This is a genomic window from Pseudomonas sp. FSL R10-2964 (genome assembly GCF_009600035.1).
Classification (GTDB): domain Bacteria; phylum Pseudomonadota; class Gammaproteobacteria; order Pseudomonadales; family Pseudomonadaceae; genus Aquipseudomonas; species Aquipseudomonas bubulae.
Window position 1 is genome coordinate 131,220 of the sequence record NZ_WIWH01000007.1, and the last position, 17,576, is coordinate 148,795.

Genomic DNA, 17,576 nt, shown 5'->3' on the forward strand with positions numbered 1-17,576 from the left:
CTGTCCGCGAAGCTGACAGTTTTCGTTATTCGTCTAACCTATAGTTTTGATATCTGAAATGAAGGAGGATTACAGATGCTCGCGCAACTTCCACCGGCCTTACAGAAACTTCAACTTCCATTACGCCTGAGGCTGTGGGACGGGCACGAGTTCAATTTCGGCCCGACGCCCAGCGTCACGATCGTGGTCAAGGACCCGACCCTGGTGGCTCAATTTACCCACCCCAGCCTCGACTTGCTGGGCAGTGCCTTCGTTGAGGGTCGGCTTGAACTGGAAGGCTCTATCAGCGAAGCGATTCGGGTATGCGATGAGTTGAGCCAGGCGCTGGTAGATGATGATGACTACGCCCCGCCACCCCGGGTTTATCACGACAAGGCGACTGACGCCGAGTCCATCTCTTATCACTACGACCTGTCCAATGACTTCTACCAGCTGTGGCTTGATCGCGACATGGCGTATTCCTGTGGTTATTTTGAAACCGGGGAAGAGAGTCTGGACGAAGCCCAGCAAGCCAAGTTTCGTCTGTTATGCCGCAAGCTGCGACTCAAGCCCGGCGAATACTTGCTGGATGTAGGCTGCGGTTGGGGCGGGCTGGCGCGGTTTGCCGCACGCGAATATGGGGTCAAGGTATTCGGGATTACCCTAAGCAAGGAACAACTCAAACTTGCCCGTGAGCGCGTCAACGCTGAAGGTCTGCAAGACAAGGTTGATCTGCAACTGCTCGATTATCGCGATCTGCCGCAGGATGGCCGGTTCGACAAAATCGTCAGCGTCGGGATGTTTGAACACGTCGGGCACGCCAACCTGCGCGAATACTGCGAAATTCTCTCCAGAGCGGTGCGCGAAGGCGGGTTGGTGATGAACCACGGGATCACTTCCAAGCACACCGATGGCCGCCAGGTTGGTCGGGGTGCAGGGGATTTTATCGATCGTTATGTGTTCCCCAATGGCGAGTTGCCGCATCTGTCGATGATGACTGCCGAAATCAGCGAGGCCGGGTTGGAAGTGGTCGATGTTGAAAGTTTGCGCCTGCATTACGCGCGTACGCTGGAGCATTGGAGCCAGCGCCTGGAGCAAAAACTGGATGCTGCCGCCAAGCAGGTACCGGAGCAGGCCCTGCGGATCTGGCGTTTGTATCTGGCCGGTTGTGCCTACGCCTTTGCCCATGGCTGGATCAACATCGACCAGATTCTGGCGACCAAGCCCCATGCCGATGGCTCGTTGGAGTTACCACCGACCAGGGCGGATATTTACCGCTGAGCGTGGGTTTCCCAGGTGATGGGTTGCGGGTCTTGTATCAGGTTTCTGTCCAGGACGAAGCGCCCATTCTGGAGCCCGATATTTTGATCAACCTTGGCCAGGGCTTTTTGCTCAAACGTCAGTGAGCTTTTGTTGAAAACAAGGTCGTGGCGGGCAACATTGCCGCCCCAGTCCGGTGAGGGGAGGGAGATGTAACTGATGCGGTATTGGTCGTCAGTAAAATCTCCCTCCACTACATACACGCCGTAATGGTTCTCTCCCGGGGAGATGATTTTGTAGAGGCCATTGTCGTAGTAGTACAGCACTGCTTCTTCGAAGGGCTTTTCGCTATACATCTTCTTGTAGTGCAGCCGGTGGATAAACGTTGGCTGGCCCACTTCTACGTTGATTAGCGGCGGGGTGTGAGGGGTGTCTTTGGCCTGAGCTGAAGCAAGCGTGCTGATAGTGAAGAGCACACCCATTAACGAGAATCTCATTATTTTTATTCCTTAAACTGAACGGCCCGGGTTATTCCGGGCCATTCAGTTTATGGAATCCTGCTTGACGCTTTTGCCTGCCCTGAGTAATTCAGATCCGTCCTACACAGCTATAAAACCGGTGAAACCAGTCTGGCTATTCGCATGCCCAGTTGCTGCAAACGATGTGTGGCTTTGATATCGGCATCAGTGATTTCACGGGCCAGTGCGAAGTCATCAAGCAGCATATGCTCGACTTGCCTGGCGAAGTCTTGGTCGACGGTCAGCAGCATGACTTCAAAGTTGAGACGGAACGAGCGGTTGTCCATATTGGCGCTGCCAATGGCGCTGATCTCGTCATCGACCAGTACTACTTTTTGATGCACAAAACCGGGCTGGTAACGGAAGATCCGTACGCCTGCGCGTACTGCCTCGAAGGCATACAGGCTGGATGCGGCGTACACGATTTTGTGGTCCGGGCGTGAAGGTATCAGGATGCGTACATCCACGCCGCGCAGCACGGCGAGCCTGAGCGCGGAAAACACCGCTTCGTCAGGTACAAAGTAAGGGCTGGTAATCCACACCCGTTGATTGGCGGCATGGATAGCTTCAACGAAAAACAGCGAACAGGTTTCGTATGGATCTGCCGGGCCGCTGGCCAGGAACTGGCAGAGCACGCCACCGTCCGGGTAGCTTTGTGGCAGGATCAGGGGCGGCAGTTTGCGTGCGGCCCAGAACCAGTCCTCGGCAAACGACTCCTGCAGGCAGGCCACAACAGGGCCGGTGACTTCCACATGGGTATCGCGCCACGGCGACAGCGGGGGCTTGGCACCCAGATACTCATCGCCAACGTTATGGCCGCCGACAAAACCGCGCACGCCATCCACGACCACCACTTTGCGATGGTTACGGAAGTTGACCTGGAAACGACTGATCCAGCCGCCACGGGTGGCAAACGCATAAGTTTGTACGCCACCTGCGCGCAGGGTCTCGGCATAAACTTTTGGCAAGGCATGGCTGCCGATACTGTCATACAGCAGATGCACCGCGACCCCTTGCGCGGCTTTTTCGAGCAGCAGTGCATGCAGTTTCATGCCCAGGTCATCGTCGTGGATGATAAAAAACTGCACCAGCACCACTTCTCTGGCTGAGCGAATGGCATCGAAAATGGCGTCAAATGTCGCCGTGCCATTGATCAACAGGCGCACGCTGTTGTTGGCCAGGCATGGCATGCGACCCAGTCTGGGCATTGCGCGCAGCGAGGCGTAGGCTTTTGAGCTGCGTGCGGCCAGTGCTTCTTCGACCCATGGGCGCCAGCTCAGATGGGTGATGGCTTCACGCATTTCCTGGTTGGCATCGCGACGGGCTCGAATGTAATCGTCAAAAGTACTACGGCCAAAGATCAGATACGGGATCAGGGTGAAGTAAGGAATAAAGAACAGCGACATAGCCCAGGCAATCGAGCCCTGCGCAGTCCTGACCGTCAGCACTGCATGCACGGCGGCAATCAGGCCTAAGCTGTGGATTAATAAAATCAGATAACTAAGTACGTGCGGGCCTAGATAATCCATGCGTATCCTTACTCCAAAATGTCTAATGCCAGTACTAACAGACCATGATCTGTTATGAATGTCCTATTTGTTTGCGGGCGCAACACTTGCCCTTTTTTGACGTCTAACGCTGACAATCGCGTAGGAGTTGCTTGATGAATGTTCGTCTGCTTGGGCTGTTCATGGCCTGTGGTTTGTCGATTCCTGTGGCTCAGGCCCAGATGCTGCAACCGGGGCTTTGGGAACTCAGCTCCAGCAATATGCAGGTAGATGGCCAACAGCTGCCTGAACTGCAGGTAATGTTAGGCCAATTACAGAATATGCTGACCCCGGAACAAAAAGCCCAACTGGAAAGCCAGGGGCTGACCATGGCGGGCAAAGGTGTGCGGGTGTGCCTGACGCCCGAGCAAGTGAAGTCAGACAACATTCCGCTGACTGACCCCAAGTCTGGGTGTACCCAGCAGATCACTGAGCGTAGTGGAAATCAGTGGAAGTTTCGCTTTAGTTGTCCAAAAGCCCAGGGCGCAGGTGTGGCAACGTTTGCCAGTGATCGGGAGTTCACCACCCAAGTAAATGGCACCTTCAATGCGACCGGGATACAGCAGAAGGGCAGCATGGATACCCGTGCTGTCTGGTTGGGACAAAACTGTGGAACCGTCAAACCGCGTACTTGATCAGAACTCGTTTTGCAGCGCTTTATAGCCGCGCACCAAATCCACATTGGTGCGCGCTACATCTTCTGAAAACTCCGATGCGCTAACACTCACTGGCGCAAATTGGCTCAGGTCCGTGTTTGGTCCGATTCGGGTCGTGGACGGCACATAGAAGTTATCCGGCAGGTCGCGGCCATCCACGACCGAGTTATGCCGCACCACACAGCCATCACCCAACTCGCAATTGAACAGCACACTGTTGAAACCGATAAATACCCTATCGCCAACACGGCATGGCCCGTGAACGATGGAACGATGTGCTATCGAAGTGTTTTCACCAATGATGACCGCCGCGCCGGACTTTGAGTGAATGACCACGCCGTCCTGAATATTTGAATTAGCGCCGATGCTGATCGGTTGCATGCCGCCGTCCTTGTCGACTTCATCGGCGCGGATCACGGCGTACGGTCCGACAAATACGTTTTCGCCGATCACTACTTTGCCGCAAATGATGGCCGTTCTGTCGACATAGGCGGACTCGGCGATTTGTGGCAAGTCGCCTGATGGATTTTTTCGGATCATGGTGTGCTCAATGCGTTGTGCAGGGTGGTGAGGTTGTATTCGAAAAGGCCAAGAAAAGTGCTGGCCGGACCTTCACTGGCCAGGGCATCGGAGTACAGCGTGCCACCAATCTGTGCGCCACTTTCATCGGCAATCTGCTGCAACAGACGCGAGTCTTTAATGTTCTCCATAAATACGGCCCTCACCTTGTCGGCCCGTATCTGACGAATCAGCGAAGCGACTTCAGCGGCCGAAGGTTCGCGCTCAGTGGACAAGCCCTGAGGTGCCATAAAGTCGATGCCATAGGCCTGGCCCAGATAGCCGAAGGCATCATGGGAGGTCACGATACGGCGATTGCCGGCGGGCAGGTTGCCCAGCTCAGTTATGGCCTCGGCTTGCAGTCGATCCAGCTTTTTCAGATAAGCCGCAAGGTTGCGGTTGTAGTACGCCTCATCGGCCGGGTCGGCCTTGATCAGCGCTTGAGTGATGTTGTTCACATACAGTTTTGCGTTTGTCAGGTTGTGCCAGGCGTGAGGGTCGGGGATGGTTTCGCCGTCTTCCTCCATCGTGTGAGCAGCCACTCCTTTGCTGGCAGTCACGATAGCCCCCGGGGTTTCGGTACTACTCACCAGGCGATCAAGCCAGGGCTCGAACCCCAGGCCATTTTTGATAATGATCTTGGCATTGAGCAGTGCCTTGGCATCGTCCGGGGTGGGCTCATAGGTATGTGCATCCTCATCAGGGCCGACCAGCGCGCTGACTTGCACATGTTCGCCGCCGATTGCCCGGGTCATGTCGCCGAGAATGCTGAAGCTGGCAACGACAGGTATTTTCGGTGTCTGAGCCGCGACGCCAAGGGACAAGCCCATCGCCACGCACATACTGAATATCATGGGTAGAGCACGCATCGTGTTGCACCTCATCGGGATGACAGCAAAGGCGGTCGGCGCAGCAAACCGTGTACCGGACCAAAAATGACAGACAACGCATAGCTGCAACCCGCTATCAGCACGATGGCCGGGCCGCTGGGCAGTGAGTAATAAAACGACAGCAAAAGGCCCAGCCAAACCGAAACGCAGCCAATCGCAGCCGAGATCAGGATCAGCACAGGCAGTCGACGGCTCCAGAAGCGCGAGGCAATAGCCGGCAACATCATCAGGCCAACCACCATCAGTGCGCCGATAGCCTGAAAGCCGATCACCAGATTCAACACCACCAATGTCAGGAATAGCCCGTGAGCCAATGGCCCCAGCCGACTGACACTGCGAAGGAATAGAGGATCCAGGGTGTCGAGCAACAATGGGCGGTAGATGGCTGCCATCAGCAGCATGCTGAAGCCGGTTACCCAGAGCATGCCCGTGAGCGTCTGGCTGTCGACGGCCAAGGCTGAACCAAACAACAGATGGAGCAGATCAAGACGTTTACCGGCGATGCCAAGGATCAATATGCCGCTGGCCAATGAGATCGGGTAAATCGCCGCGAGGCTGGCATCTTCACGCAAGCCGGTGCGCCGAGTGATCCAGGCTGACACTCCGGCCATGCTCAAACCCGCCCCCAACCCCCCCAATGTCAAAGCAGGCAGGCTCAGCCCGGCAAACCAAAAACCCAGCGCAGCTCCGGGGAGAATGCCGTGTGCGACTGCATCACCAATCAAACTCATGCGCCGCAAGATCAAAAAAACGCCCAGGGGGGCCGTGCTACATGCCAGTACCAGACCGCCAAATAAGGCTCGGCGCATAAAGACAAATTCCTGGAACGGTTGCCATAACTGGCTGGCGATAACCATCAGGCGACCTGCGGCGGGTTGATCAGTTGCTCGGTCGGCGCCAGTAAGTTGCCGCTGCTTTTAATCAATAATGTTTGGGGGATATGTTTGCGAACGGCGTTAAGGTCATGGCACACAACCAGCAACGTTCGGCCTTCGGTTTGCCATCTCTGGATATGTTGCCAGAGCAGTTCTTGCCCCAGTTCATCGAGAGCTGCATGGGGTTCATCCAGTAGCAACACCGAGGCATCGGCAAGGCATAAGCGGGCCAGAAGCGAGCGTTGCAATTCGCCGCCCGACAGGGCCATAAGCGGTCGGTGTTCCAGGCCGTCTAAATGCCAGTCTGCCAAGACAGCGTTCAACCGGTCGCTTCGTTGTTGGGCCGTTTGCTTCTTGCCCCAAAATCCCGCAGCCACCAACTCTTGCAAACTGATAGGGAATTGCCGATCCATAAATTGTTGTTGTGGCATAAAGGCCACGTTGCCTTGGCGTGGAACATCCAGCACAACTTTCCCCGAGAGCGGCTTTTGCAGCCCCGCAATCACTTTGAGCAAACTGCTTTTGCCGCAACCATTGGCGCCTATTACGGCTGTGAGGCTGCCTTTGACCAGGTTCATATTTAGCGCTGGAGTGAGGGGCTGACCCGGAACGCCCCAAGTCAGATGCTGACAAGCGATCATCACGCCTCCCAATTCCAAAAGCTTTCGGCCACGGCGTCATGGCTGTGCAAACTTTCTGCGTGAACAACTTTAAGTTTGAACGCCTCCACGCCAGAAGTTTTCTGCAACACCGTGTTGAGCCTTCGGGCCGCGTCTTCGCAGAACATCAAGTTTTGACCGTTGGCCAGTGCGAAGGCTTGTTCGTCGGCGCGTTTTACCGCTGTTTGAACGGCAGTCCCTAATGCGCCTTCGGCGTTATTGATGATTGTTTCCAGAGGCAGTTGTGGGAACTGATGTCCCAAACGAATCGTTAGATGTGCAGCGCTTCGCTGGCTGTGTGGTGTGGCCACGATACCTTTTGAACTACCGAGCCAAGCAAGAACATCTGCGTGTTGCAGTGATGTGTTGGCGAAATCATCGATGAATTGTCGCTGTATTAATTGCCGTGCGAGCGCCGCTGAGCAGGGGCATGTGGAGGAGTAACTCACGAGAATTTTTAGTTCCACGTGGAACATTCCGTTTTTCAAACTCGCTTCAATGCTTGTTGGATAGCTTTTCCAGCCTGCCAATGGGCTGACTAAGGCCGAGCGTTTGAGCAGTACGTCGCTGTGAATTCGCACATAGGCTTTGTTCGATAAACCTTCGTGGCTGTCGAGAAAGCACTGCAATAGTTGCCTGAGCAGGGCAGGCGTAAGGTTTTCCGTTTCCAGCTGATCCAACGCCAGATACAGGCGAGACATGTGAATGCCCCGTGCAGTGGCATCTACGAGATTGACGCCGGCATCTATTTTCGCGCTGAGGCGTTGGCCGTTGATTAATACCGGGGAAGCAATGCCGCACATACCGACCCATTCAAGCGCTATTGCTTGCTGGGATGACTGCGCGGCGATATCTGGCAAAGTCAGCGCATTCATAAAGTGAGATCCGTCGCAGAGTGTTTTGACATGTTATATTATAACTATAAAGTCGACGATGCTTTTTTGCTGGGGCATACACACAGCAATCTTGAGTACGGATGCTCCCTTATCTGCGGTACAGGCCATGCACAGACGTCAACTGCTCAACTGGCTGCTTGCCAGTTCCGTATTCACATTGCCGCTGGGAATTTCAGCTGCCCAAATTCAGCACGCCAGGCTATGGCGCACCGGGAATACCTTGCGTCTGGTTCTGGATCTGAGTGGGCCGGTGCAGTACAAAACCTTCTCATTAACGGCTCCCGATCGGCTGATTATTGATGTGAGTGGTGCCAGCCTGAAGGGGGATTTCAGTGAGTTGGTACTGGCCAATACGGGCCTGCGTTCGATTCGCTCCGGGCATTACGGCCAGGGTGATACGCGCATCGTGCTGGACCTGGATGAGCCGGTTCAGCTCAGCAGTTTTCTGCTGCCACCCCAGGGCGGGCAAGGTCACAGGCTGGTGCTAGACCTGGCCAAAAGTGCGGTCGCCAAACTGGGTGTGGCAGCGGCAACGCCAAGCAACACACACCCCAAACGCGACATTATTGTGGTGATTGACCCCGGGCACGGGGGTAAGGATCCGGGTGCGACGAGCGCCAAAGGCCATCGTGAAAAGGATGTTGTTTTGTCCATCGCCCAGCTGCTGGCCAAGCGCCTCAAGCGTGAAAAAGGCTTTGATGCACGGCTGGTGCGCAATGATGATTTCTTTGTCCCCCTGCGCAAGCGGGTAGAAGTCGCTCACAAGCACAATGCAGACCTGTTTATTTCGGTGCATGCAGACGCAGCGCCGCGCCTTACGGCGTCTGGAGCATCGGTGTACGCGCTCTCGGAGGGTGGTGCCACATCGGCCACAGCGCGGTATATGGCACAGCGTGAAAATGGTGTGGATCTGCTCGGTGCCACCCGCCTTTTGAACCTTAAAGACAAAGACCCGATGCTCGCAGGCGTGATCCTCGATATGTCCATGAATGCCACCATCGCGGCCAGTTTGCAGTTGGGCAACACCATTCTGGGCAGCCTTTCGGGCATCACCTCACTGCATCAAAAACGCGTGGAACAGGCCGGTTTTGCCGTGCTCAAGTCGCCGGATATTCCGTCGATTCTGGTAGAGACGGGCTTTATGTCCAACCCCCGCGACAGCGAGCGCTTGATCACCGCGCGTCATCAACAGGCGGTAGCCGAGGGTTTATTTAACGGATTAATCGCTTATTTTCAGAAAAATCCGCCCGCCAGCAGCCATATGGCGTGGGTTAACGAACAGAAAAACAGTACGTTCGTCACTTCAGGGTTGTCTTAAATGTATTGTTATAATGTATCATTTATTGATCCGGTATCGGATTGACTGCCAAGCGGGCGTTTTGACCTGCAGCCCTGATGAGGAAATATCCAGATGTCGAATCGTCTTCCTGTAACTGTTCTCTCAGGCTTTTTAGGTGCAGGTAAAAGCACGCTGCTCAATTATATTTTGCGCAACCGCGACAACTTGCGCGTGGCCGTGATCGTTAACGATATGAGCGAAATAAATATTGATGGCGGTGAAGTACAGCGCGATGTGACCTTGAACCGGGCTGAAGAAAAACTGGTCGAAATGAGCAACGGCTGCATCTGTTGCACCCTGCGTGAAGACTTGCTTGAAGAGGTCAGCGCACTGGCCAGGGAGGGTCGATTTGATTATTTATTGATCGAGTCGACCGGTATTTCAGAACCGCTGCCTGTGGCAGAAACTTTTACGTTTCGTGATGAATCAGGACAAAGCTTGGCCGATATTGCCCGCCTGGATACGATGGTTACAGTGGTCGACGGGCTGAATTTTCTTCAGGATTATCAAGCCGCAGAGAGCCTGGATTCACGGGGTGAAACCCTTGGAGAATCAGACGAACGGTCAATTACTGATTTATTGATCGAACAAGTTGAGTTCGCTGACGTCATTTTAATCAGCAAAATTGATTTAATAAGTTCCGACGAACGGCAAGAATTAATGGCCATTCTGCAACGCCTCAACGCTCAGGCCGAAATAATGCCTATGGTCATGGGTGAAATTGCGCTGCATAAAATTCTCGATACCGGCCGGTTTGACTTTGACCGTGCGGCGCAGGCACCGGGCTGGTTGCAAGAGTTACGCGGTGAGCATGTGCCCGAAACCGAAGAGTACGGCATCGCCTCCAGTGCCTATCGTGCGCGCCGGCCTTTTCATCCCGAACGTTTTTTCAATTTTATCGAGCGGCCCTGGACCAATGGCAAACTGCTGCGCTCCAAAGGTTTTTTCTGGCTGGCCAGTAAATTTCAGGAGGCGGGCAGTTGGTCTCAGGCTGGCGGTCTGATGCGCTATGGGTTTGCCGGTCGCTGGTGGCGCTTTGTGCCCCGCGACCAATGGCCGCAGGAGCCGCAAGCCAAGGCAGAAATATTGCAAAAATGGCTGCCGGATACAGGAGATTGCCGCCAGGAATTGGTGTTTATCGGTCAGCACATCGACTTCGCCCGGCTGACGGCTGAACTCGATGCCTGTTTGCTCAACGATGCTGAAATGGCCTTGGGCGAAGCGAGCTGGAAATTGCTGAGCGATCCTTTTGGCGACTGGTGTGAAGAGGTGGCTGCATGAAGAATGCATTTGCCTTTACCGCTCAGCCGTTGATCGATCAGGTTCGTGGGCAGACGCCTGAAATCATGACCCGAATTCTGGATGAAGACGTCAACCTGGCGATCTGGCAGCGTCAGTTACCTGTGCATATCGTCGATTTCGGGGCTTTATTGCTTTCGCTGGACGAGCCATTGGCTGACGCCATCGTGATAGATATGCCCAACGAAAAGGCTCACCCCATCCTGACAGGCCTGGCTGCCAGGTTTAATGATCTGGAAGGCTATGCAGGCTTTATTGCAGACGTTTCCTGGCTGGTGAGTGCCTACGCGTGCCTGTTGGGCGCAAAACGCATTGGGCTGCGTCTCAGGGCCCTGGATAAAGCCATGTGCCCCCGGTTTCATGTGGACCATGTACCTGTACGTCTTATTACCACTTATGCAGGGATTGGTAGCCAGTGGCTGCAGGAAGGCGTAATGGAGCGTCGTCAGTTAGGGCAGGTGCAGGCCGAACCCGCCCGTGCAGAGTTGATTCAGCAAATAAACGCCGGTGAAGTTGCCTTGCTCAAGGGGGAGAAGTGGCAGGGTAACGAGGGAGCGGGGTTGATCCATCGTTCGCCGGCACTGGCACCGGGCGAGCGCAGGCTGATTTTGACCCTCGATTGGCTGGCCTGAGGCATATTGCTTGCTTCAATCCGTACAGAAGCTGGCCTCATGTTGCAAAACATACCTACCCACGTGATTGCCGGGCCGCTTGGCGCCGGCAAAACCAGTCTGATTCAGCATCTGATGGCACACAAACCGCCACACGAACGCTGGGCGGTGCTGGTCAATGAGTTCGGTCAGATCGGCCTGGATGCGGCCCTGATGAGCCAGGGAAGCGATGACATTGCTATCACCGAAGTGGCGGGTGGCTGTGTGTGCTGCGTCAATGGCGCGCCTTTTCAGATCGGTTTGAGTCGCCTTTTGCGCAAGTCTATGCCCGATCGCCTGTTTATCGAGCCTTCCGGTTTAGGCCATCCCGCACAGATTCTAAAGCAGCTCGGTGAAGCGCCCTGGCTGGGGGTTTTGGTCCTCCAGCCGTGCGTCATGGTGCTCGATGCGCAAGCGATGGCTCAGGGCAAACCTTTGCCAAAAACCCAGCAAGAGGCCCTGAAAAGTGCCGGTTTACTGGTCATGAATAAATCTAATAGTGTCCCAAATGAGCAACGTGAGCAGATTGCATGCAGCCTGCCAGAGTGCCCTGTTTTATGGGTCGAGCATGGCCGCATCCCTTTAAATACGCTGCCTGTAGCCCATATGAATATCGCTCATGCTGTGGATAACTCATTGATTTATAAGGATTTTAATCATATTGGCAGTGTGTTTTCCGACCCGCGTACGCCGTTGGTGATGACTCAACATCAGCCCGAAGGATGGAGCGCAGGTTGGCGCTGGCACCCCTCTCGGCAATTTGACCTGGATCTGTTGCAACAGTGGCTCGAAAGCCTGGATTGGCAGCGTGCAAAGCTGGTTATTCATGGTTCGGCGGGCTGGTTTTCGAACAATTCTGTGGATAACTCGATCGCGCAATGGAGATCGAGTGAGTGGCGCAAGGATTCACGCCTCGAATTGATTTTTGCTCAGCCCCAGGATCTGGATTTGCTTTGCTCGGGGCTGGAAAGTTGTCTACTCAAGGAGGTTTTTTAGGTAGCAGGCCCGTGTTGCGAGGCACAAAACCCAAGGTTTTAGCGGGTTCTGTGCTGGTAAAATTGTCCTACAACTTTAAGTGTGCGCATGGGATTTGCACCGTTAAAACCTCACAGAGGTGTCTATCTCAATGGTTTTAGCGAGGTTGCGCGGAAAGTTATCCACAGGCGCCCGGCATGCAGGCGCTGAAAGGCAGGGCTCAGTGGCGGGTCTTGCTGTGTTCCTGGCGCCACTGGCTGAGTTCGATCACCTGAGCGCTGGGAATGACACTTGGCTCGGCTTCGGTCTGGAACGGGTAGGGCGGCAGCTCGATTTTTACGCTGTGGGCGCCGAACTGGGTGATGGTTCCGGTATGACGCTGATCACCGGTCACCGTGAATTCAAAGTTATACACACGGGCCAGGCGTTTATGGCCGTTGGCGTCGGGGATCAGACCGATTTTTTTAAGCGCCACGTTTTCATCGAGCAGTTCGATATCGAGGTTTTTGCAGTGTTGCTTGACCCGCTCCAGCGCCCGCTCGCGCAGCCCGTGGTTGTGCCACAGCCAGGCAGCGCCTGCAGCCAGCAGCATGAGGACGAACATATTTCCCAGGGTCAGCATTACATGTGCTCCAACAGATTGTGCTCAGCTTAACTGCGTCTTCAACCTGTCGTACAGGCCGCGTTTGGTCGCATACTGCGTGGCTTGAATCCACCCGTAGTCTGGAATCCGGCATGAAACGTACACCTCATTTACTCGCCATCCAATCCCACGTGGTTTTCGGCCATGCCGGCAACAGCGCAGCGGTTTTTCCCATGCAGCGCGTCGGGGTGAATGTCTGGCCTCTGAACACGGTGCAATTCTCCAATCACACTCAGTATGGCCAGTGGACGGGGGAAGTGTTGGCTCCCGAGCAAATTCCTTCGCTGGTCGATGGAATCGCCGCCATCGGCGAGCTGGGCAGCTGTGATGCGGTCTTGTCCGGTTACCTGGGCAGTGCGGCGCAGGGGCGGGCCATTTTAAGTGGGGTGGCGCGTATCAAGGCTGTTAATCCCCATGCACTGTACCTGTGCGACCCGGTAATGGGGCACCCGGAGAAAGGTTGTATCGTGCCTCAGGAAGTCAGTGACTTCCTGCTTGAAGAAGCTGCCGCTATGGCCGATTTTTTGTGCCCCAACCAACTCGAACTGGACAGTTTTTGCGGCCGTCATCCGCAATCGTTGTTTGACTGCCTGGCCATGGCCCGCAGCTTGCTGGCCCGCGGCCCGAAAGCGGTGCTGGTGAAGCATTTGTCGTATCCGGGCAAACCGCCTGAAAGTTTCGAGATGCTGCTGGTCACGGCAGAGGGCAACTGGCACTTGCGTCGGCCGCTGCTTGCCTTCCCGCGCCAGCCAGTGGGCGTAGGCGACCTGACCTCAGGTTTGTTCCTGGCGAGAGTGCTGCTGGGCGACAGCCTGGTGGCTGCGTTTGAATTTACCGCTGCGGCGGTGCATGAGGTGTTGCTGGAAACCCAGGCCTGCACCAGCTATGAATTGCAGCTGGTACGGGCCCAGGACCGCATTGCCCATCCGCGTGTGCGGTTTGAGGCAGTGCCGATCAGTTTGTAAGCAAACTGAACAAAACCTGTGGGAGCGGGCTTACAGTGTTTCGTCTTTTAGCTCGCGGTAGCGCTGCTCCAGCTCCTGACGGATCTGGCGGCGTTGCTTGCCCTGGATAAAGCGGCGCTTGTCTTCGCTGTTCACTGGCTGCAACGGCGGAACAGCGGCCGGCTTACGGTCGTCGTCCACGGCTACCATGGTGAAGAAGCAGCTGTTGGTGTGGCGCACCGAGCGCTCGCGGATATTTTCGGTAACGACCTTGATGCCAACTTCCATCGAGGTGTTGCCGGTGTAGTTGACCGAGGCGAGGAAGGTCACCAGTTCACCGACATGAATCGGCTCGCGAAAAATGACCTGATCCACCGACAAGGTGACCACATACCGCCCCGCATAGCGGCTGGCGCAGGCATAGGCGACTTCATCGAGGTACTTGAGCAGGGTTCCGCCGTGAACATTGCCAGAAAAATTGGCCATGTCCGGGGTCATCAAGACCGTCATCGACAGTTGGGAGTTTCCGGGTTCCATAGCAGCAGGCTCGTGGTTGTGTTGCAGCAGTGAAATGGGTATCTCTGTGGATACTTGTCGATTTTTGAAACAGTGATTAACGGGACGCTGCCGTGTTGGCTGCCGTCACGCTTATCTCTATCTGTTTCCATATATTGCACCGCCTTTCTGTCGCAAGTCGCGGTGTTAACCTGCAAAAGTCCGTTAGTCGGATACTTCCTACATTTTAAACAGTCGATACGCGCGGCCTGACAGGCTGTGTCTGTCGTCATGTTGCCTGGTGAATATCAAACAAGGAGTGCCACGCCATGCATGCCATCAGTTTTATTCAGGATCTGGCAGTCATCATGCTGGTCGCAGGTGTGGTGACGATTCTTTTCCACAGGTTCAAACAGCCGGTGGTACTGGGTTATATCGTTGCAGGTTTTATTATCGGCCCGCACACCCCGCCGTTTGGCCTGATTCACGATGAAGAAACGATCAAAACCCTGGCTGAGCTGGGGGTGATCTTTTTGATGTTCTGTCTGGGGCTGGAGTTCAGCCTGCGCAAGTTGTTCAAGGTCGGGGCCACAGCCTTTATCGCAGCGTTTATGGAAATCACGCTGATGATCTGGATTGGTTATGAAATTGGCCGCTGGTTCGACTGGAACACCATGGATTCGCTGTTTCTGGGCGCCATCCTGGCCATTTCATCTACCACCATCATCGTCAAGGCCCTCAACGACCTCAAGATGAAAAACGAGCGCTTTGCCCAGCTGATTTTTGGCGTGCTGATCGTTGAAGATATTTTGGGTATCGGGATTATTGCGCTGCTGTCGAGCATTGCGGTCAGCGGCAGCGTCAGCCCCGAAGAGGTTTTTTCGACCGTCGGTAAATTGTCATTGTTTATGATCGTGGCGTTGGTTATCGGCATTTTGCTGGTGCCGCGTGTGCTGGCGTATGTAGCCCGATTCGAAAGCAATGAAATGCTGCTGATCACTGTGCTGGGCCTGTGTTTTGGCTTTTGCCTGCTGGTGGTCAAGCTGGAGTACAGCATGGTGCTCGGGGCGTTTTTGATCGGTGCAATCATGGCCGAGTCGCGTCAGTTACTGAAAATCGAGCGCCTGATTGAACCGGTGCGTGATTTGTTCAGTGCAATATTCTTTGTCGCCATCGGGTTGATGCTCGACCCGGCCATCCTGCTGGAGTACGCGCTGCCAATTGTGGTGATCACTATCGCCGTGGTGCTGGGCAAGATGCTGTCCTGCGGGCTGGGGGCGTTTATCGCAGGCAATGATGGACGTACCTCGCTACGAGTCGGAATGGGGCTTTCGCAGATTGGGGAGTTTTCTTTCATTATCGCGGCGCTGGGTATGACATTGCAGGTCACCAGCAGCTTCCTGTACCCCGTAGCAGTGGCCGTCTCCGTATTGACCACCCTGATGACCCCTTACCTGATTCGCGCCGCAGACCCGCTCTCGCTCAAGCTGGCACAGGTGGTGCCTGGTCGCTTGTCACGGGTGTTGGGGTTGTATGGCGAATGGCTGCGCAGTATTCAGCCGCAGGGCGAAGGGGCGTTGTTGGCGGCCATGATTCGCAAGATCTTGCTGCAAGTTGTGGTCAATCTGGCCCTGGTCATCGCTATTTTCTTTGCCGGCGGTTATTTCGCACCGCGCATCGGCCGTTATTTGCAGGGCTGGATTCTGGAGCCGAGCTGGCAAAAAGGGATGATCTGGGGGGCAGCTTTGCTGCTGTCGTTGCCGTTCCTGATTGCGGCGTATCGCAAGCTCAAGGCGCTTTCGATGCTACTGGCCGAGATGGGGGTCAAGCCGGAAATGGCAGGGCGCCATACGCAGCGCGTGCGCCGGGTGATCTCGGAAGTCATCCCGATTCTGTCGTTGCTGGTGATTTTTCTGCTGCTGTCGGCCTTGTCGGCAAGCATCCTGCCCACCAACGAGTTGCTGATGGTGATTGCGGTGGTGGCGGCGGGGGTTGCGGCGCTGTTGTGGCGCTGGTTTATCCGGATTCACACGCGCATGCAGGTTGCACTGCTGGAAACGCTGGATAACCACAAGGAGGGGGGGCACTGACAGCCCGCTGACCAATGGCTGGAAAGCGGGGATGCCCGGGGGCTGTTGAGGTTTCGTTGTGGCTCACAACGAAACGTCAACCAACCCTGGAGGTATCAGCTTTCCAGCCAGACGTCGCGCGCCCAGTGCCAGACCGATTCCCAGGTTTCTTCAGTGACGAGTTGTTCTTCGCCGGACCACAGCACCACGGTGCCGTCTTCTTCCACGCAGTAGTAGTCGTCGCCGTCCTGGCAAATAGGGATCAGGCTGCGATCAACGCCAGCATCCCAGGCATTTGCCGCCACTTCCGGCAGATAGGTGTGCGATTGTGGGTCGGTCACTGTGACCGGCTCCAGGCTGCCATACACCACGTCACTGACGGTCAGCAGAAATTCTCTGAAGACAAATGGAATATCGATGAACAGCTGTTCTTCGATTTCCACCAACTGGTCTTCTTCAGGCAGTTCCAGGGGAACCGGTACAGGCTCGTTTTTTTCGCGTAGCTCTTCAATAATCTCTTCCACGACCTCATCCTCATGCTCTATGGCGCGGTTTATATGACGCGCTTTATACAGTAGCTCGTTATAAGTGCAATCGTGAAATGCAAAGCCCCGGACAAGTCCGGGGCTTTGGTAAACGCATGTGTAACTCGCAGGGTTAGCCGTTCTGGCGGATACCTGCCACCAGCCAAGGCTGGTTGTCGCCTTGCTGACGTTCCATGTTCCAGCTTTCGCTGAAGGCTTCGCCCTGGTCAAAGCGCGAGTTTTTCGACACGCCGCTGAAGGTCAGGGTTGCAATGGTTTTGTCTGCGCGATCGTCCAGGCCGTCCAGTTGCACGGTCAGGTTGTCGATGTAGGTGGACTGGAAGCCATCACCCAGCTCAGCGCGTTCACGCTTGAGGAAGTCGAGCATCTGCGGGGTCACGAACTCGGCGATCTTGTCCATTTCGTTGGCATCCCAGTGCTGTTGCAGGGACTGGAAATGGTTGCGCGCGGCTTCCAGGAAGTTCTGTTCATTGAACCAGGCTGGAGCGTTGATCACCGGACGTGCTGCAGGGGCAGCCGAACCACCGAAGATCGAAGCAGCAGGCTTGGCGTCGAACGCTTCGCGTTGCATGGGTGCGTGGCCAGCAGGGGCCATCATGTCAGCTTGTTTGCGACGACGGGCCGCGATAAAGCGGAAGATCAGGAAGGCGATAACCGCCATGATCAGGATGTCGAAGAACTGCATGCCCTGGAAGCCGCCGCCCATGAACATGGACGCCAGCAGGCCACCGGCAGCGAGGCCGGCCAGAGGGCCGAGCCAGCGCGAAGCACCGCCGGCC

The 17,576-nt window shown here is 55.4% G+C and carries 19 protein-coding genes; 8 read left to right on the top strand and 11 right to left on the bottom strand.

What is annotated here, in order from left to right; translation table 11 throughout:
• Positions 1-75 precede the first annotated feature (75 nt).
• Positions 76-1,260 (top strand): C17 cyclopropane fatty acid synthase CfaB, encoded by a 1,185-nt coding sequence (gene cfaB / locus GHN92_RS06050; RefSeq protein WP_088378578.1) that lies wholly within the window; start codon positions 76-78, stop codon positions 1,258-1,260.
• Here the strand turns inward: cfaB and GHN92_RS06055 are convergent.
• Positions 1,251-1,721: a hypothetical protein gene (locus GHN92_RS06055; RefSeq protein WP_254925285.1), complete on the bottom strand. Its 471-nt coding sequence runs from the start codon at positions 1,719-1,721 to the stop codon at positions 1,251-1,253. The two genes, cfaB and GHN92_RS06055, sit on opposite strands and share 10 nt — an antisense overlap.
• Before the next feature lie 125 nt (positions 1,722-1,846).
• Entirely contained in the window at positions 1,847-3,286 is a 1,440-nt protein-coding gene (cls, locus tag GHN92_RS06060; RefSeq protein WP_153379698.1) for a cardiolipin synthase, read from the bottom strand.
• Between the two features lie 134 nt (positions 3,287-3,420).
• On the opposite strand from cls, the gene GHN92_RS06065 reads away from it, so the two are divergent.
• Positions 3,421-3,939, top strand: a complete 519-nt coding sequence (locus GHN92_RS06065; RefSeq protein WP_153379700.1) for a DUF3617 domain-containing protein — start codon at positions 3,421-3,423, stop codon at positions 3,937-3,939.
• Here GHN92_RS06065 and GHN92_RS06070 read toward each other — a convergent pair whose 3' ends face one another.
• Genes GHN92_RS06070 through folE2 form a run of 5 tightly spaced genes read right to left on the bottom strand, consistent with a single transcriptional unit; the run spans position 3,940 to position 7,817 of the window.
• Positions 3,940-4,500, bottom strand: coding sequence for a DapH/DapD/GlmU-related protein (locus GHN92_RS06070; protein WP_095020592.1), 561 nt, complete (start codon positions 4,498-4,500; stop codon positions 3,940-3,942). It abuts the gene before it with no gap.
• Positions 4,497-5,387 (bottom strand): metal ABC transporter substrate-binding protein, encoded by an 891-nt coding sequence (locus tag GHN92_RS06075; RefSeq protein ID WP_150628719.1) that lies wholly within the window; start codon positions 5,385-5,387, stop codon positions 4,497-4,499. Before GHN92_RS06075 ends, GHN92_RS06070 begins: the two co-directional genes overlap by 4 nt.
• 11 nt (positions 5,388-5,398) lie before the next feature.
• Entirely contained in the window at positions 5,399-6,265 is an 867-nt protein-coding gene (locus tag GHN92_RS06080) for a metal ABC transporter permease (protein ID WP_095026785.1), read from the bottom strand.
• Positions 6,265-6,924: a metal ABC transporter ATP-binding protein gene (locus tag GHN92_RS06085; RefSeq protein WP_153379702.1), complete on the bottom strand. Its 660-nt coding sequence runs from the start codon at positions 6,922-6,924 to the stop codon at positions 6,265-6,267. The genes GHN92_RS06080 and GHN92_RS06085 overlap by 1 nt, the downstream gene beginning before the upstream one ends.
• Entirely contained in the window at positions 6,924-7,817 is an 894-nt protein-coding gene (gene folE2, locus GHN92_RS06090) for a GTP cyclohydrolase FolE2 (RefSeq protein ID WP_095024797.1), read from the bottom strand. The genes GHN92_RS06085 and folE2 overlap by 1 nt, the downstream gene beginning before the upstream one ends.
• 127 nt (positions 7,818-7,944) lie before the next feature.
• Here folE2 and GHN92_RS06095 point away from each other — a divergent pair, with 127 nt between their 5' ends.
• The 4 genes from GHN92_RS06095 (at position 7,945) to GHN92_RS06110 (ending at position 12,122) form a co-directional block, all read left to right on the top strand.
• On the top strand, positions 7,945-9,156 hold the full coding sequence (locus GHN92_RS06095) for an N-acetylmuramoyl-L-alanine amidase (RefSeq protein WP_094999556.1): 1,212 nt from the start codon (positions 7,945-7,947) through the stop codon (positions 9,154-9,156).
• A gap of 93 nt (positions 9,157-9,249) precedes the next feature.
• Positions 9,250-10,458 carry a zinc metallochaperone GTPase ZigA gene (gene zigA, locus GHN92_RS06100; protein WP_130872229.1) on the top strand — a complete coding sequence of 403 codons (1,209 nt, stop codon included), beginning with the start codon at positions 9,250-9,252 and terminating at the stop codon, positions 10,456-10,458.
• Complete coding sequence (locus GHN92_RS06105) at positions 10,455-11,108, top strand: DUF1826 domain-containing protein (RefSeq protein ID WP_130872230.1); 654 nt, start codon at positions 10,455-10,457, stop codon at positions 11,106-11,108. Before zigA ends, GHN92_RS06105 begins: the two co-directional genes overlap by 4 nt.
• Before the next feature lie 39 nt (positions 11,109-11,147).
• The gene (locus GHN92_RS06110; RefSeq protein ID WP_153379704.1) at positions 11,148-12,122 is read left to right on the top strand and encodes a GTP-binding protein; all 975 of its coding nucleotides are present in this window, start codon (positions 11,148-11,150) and stop codon (positions 12,120-12,122) included.
• Positions 12,123-12,321: 199 nt separating this feature from the next.
• Here GHN92_RS06110 and GHN92_RS06115 read toward each other — a convergent pair whose 3' ends face one another.
• Complete coding sequence (locus GHN92_RS06115) at positions 12,322-12,723, bottom strand: DUF3301 domain-containing protein (RefSeq protein WP_094999552.1); 402 nt, start codon at positions 12,721-12,723, stop codon at positions 12,322-12,324.
• Between the two features lie 113 nt (positions 12,724-12,836).
• On the opposite strand from GHN92_RS06115, the gene pdxY reads away from it, so the two are divergent.
• Positions 12,837-13,709, top strand: coding sequence for a pyridoxal kinase PdxY (gene pdxY / locus GHN92_RS06120; RefSeq protein WP_095020586.1), 873 nt, complete (start codon positions 12,837-12,839; stop codon positions 13,707-13,709).
• Positions 13,710-13,739: 30 nt separating this feature from the next.
• On the opposite strand, the gene GHN92_RS06125 is transcribed toward pdxY, so the two are convergent.
• Positions 13,740-14,225 carry an acyl-CoA thioesterase gene (locus GHN92_RS06125; RefSeq protein WP_094999550.1) on the bottom strand — a complete coding sequence of 162 codons (486 nt, stop codon included), beginning with the start codon at positions 14,223-14,225 and terminating at the stop codon, positions 13,740-13,742.
• Positions 14,226-14,512: 287 nt separating this feature from the next.
• On the opposite strand from GHN92_RS06125, the gene GHN92_RS06130 reads away from it, so the two are divergent.
• Complete coding sequence (locus GHN92_RS06130) at positions 14,513-16,273, top strand: cation:proton antiporter (protein ID WP_153379706.1); 1,761 nt, start codon at positions 14,513-14,515, stop codon at positions 16,271-16,273.
• A 95-nt stretch (positions 16,274-16,368) separates the two neighbouring features.
• Here GHN92_RS06130 and GHN92_RS06135 read toward each other — a convergent pair whose 3' ends face one another.
• A complete protein-coding gene (locus GHN92_RS06135; protein ID WP_178102603.1) occupies positions 16,369-16,776 on the bottom strand; it encodes an SMI1/KNR4 family protein in 408 nt (135 codons plus the stop codon).
• Between the two features lie 133 nt (positions 16,777-16,909).
• A partial coding sequence (locus GHN92_RS06140) for a Tim44 domain-containing protein (protein ID WP_153379708.1) occupies positions 16,910-17,576 on the bottom strand: 667 nt, incomplete at its 5' end.